Source organism: Bacillus sp. MUM 13 (assembly GCF_001866725.1).
Lineage (GTDB): Bacteria > Bacillota > Bacilli > Bacillales > DSM-1321 > Peribacillus.
Window position 1 is genome coordinate 1 of the sequence record NZ_MLYQ01000137.1, and the last position, 1,377, is coordinate 1,377.

The 1,377-nt window shown below is 45.5% G+C and carries 1 protein-coding gene; it reads right to left on the reverse strand.

What is annotated here, in order from left to right; genetic code table 11:
- Nucleotides 1–25: 25 nt before the first annotated feature.
- Nucleotides 26–1,294 (reverse strand): 2-oxoglutarate dehydrogenase complex dihydrolipoyllysine-residue succinyltransferase, encoded by a 1,269-nt coding sequence (gene odhB / locus BIV59_RS21640; RefSeq protein ID WP_071353532.1) that lies wholly within the window; start codon nt 1,292–1,294, stop codon nt 26–28.
- Between the last annotated feature and the right edge of the window lie 83 nt (nt 1,295–1,377).

Genomic DNA, 1,377 nt, shown 5'->3' on the forward strand with positions numbered 1-1,377 from the left:
TGGAATAAGTAAGGCTTTTTGTTTATCAGCCTTCTAATAAAAGCTGTTCAGGATCTTCTAAAAGTTCTTTGACTGTGACAAGGAAGCCAACCGCTTCTTTACCGTCTACAATTCTGTGGTCATACGAAAGCGCAAGATACATCATTGGCCTGTTTTCCATTGTGTCATTATCAATGGCAACCGGCCTAACCTGGATTTTGTGCATTCCGAGGATACCCACTTGCGGGGCATTTAGGATCGGCGTTGATAATAATGATCCAAATGTTCCTCCATTTGTGATTGTAAACGTGCCGCCAGACAAATCGGATAGTGCCAGCTTGTTGTTCCTTGCTTTTACAGCAAGATCAGAAATCGCTTGTTCGATTCCGGCAAAGCCTTTTCTGTCTGCATCACGCACAACAGGAACCACAAGGCCTTCATCTGTCGAAACGGCAACGCCGATATCATAAAATTTCTTCATGATAATTTCATCGCCATTGATTTCTGCATTAAGAAGAGGGTATTTCTTAAGTGCGCCGATAACCGCTTTTGTGAAGAAGGACATAAAGCCCAGCTTGACATCATGCTGCTTTGCGAACGCATCTTTACGGCGTTTCCTAAGATCCATGACTGCTGTCATGTCAACTTCGTTAAAAGTAGTAAGCATTGCTGCTTCATGCTGCACTGCCACAAGCCTTTTAGCAATGGTCTGGCGTCTGCGGGACATTTTTATTACTTCTACACGGTCATCGGATTGGGATGTTGCTGCTGGTGCAGGCGCAGCCTTTGGTGCCGGTGCACTTTGCTTTTGAACAGGTGCTTTTCCAGCCGCTTCTACATCCTGGACCCGTACTCTTCCAAGCGGATCTGCAGCTGCCACTTCACTTAAGTTAATCCCCTTTTCGCGGGCAAGTTTTCTTGCAGCAGGAGAAGCTATTGTCCTCTGTGCAGGGTCTTGTTTCGTTTCTTCTTTTGGTTCAGTTGTGATAGGCTCAGTCTTCGCTTCTGCAGCTTTTGGTGCTTCCGTGCTGACAGGTGCTGCAGTTTCAGCAGGAGCTTCGGCTGGTGCCGCTTTTGAACCGCTTTCGTCTACTACAGCAATTGCCTGGCCGACTTGAACGGTATCTCCTTCTTCTGCAAGAAGCTCTTTTAGTGTTCCAGAGTAATCGGAGATAATTTCCACATTTACCTTATCTGTTTCAAGTTCAAGGATATAATCCCCTTTTTCCACTGTATCTCCCGGTTGCTTTAACCATTGTGCAATGGAACCTTCTGTAATTGATTCTGCTAATTCCGGTACTTTAACTTCAGCCATCTTACTTTTCCCCCTCTACTGTACGTGTAATCGCTTGAGTAATAATCCTCTGCTGCTCTTTTTTATGGACAGTCGGATCTCCC

Excerpts from the sequence above, each read along its gene's own strand:
- odhB (WP_071353532.1), bottom strand. The coding sequence starts at position 1,294 with ATGGCTGAAGTTAAAGTACCGGAATTAGCAGAATCAATTACAGAAGGT.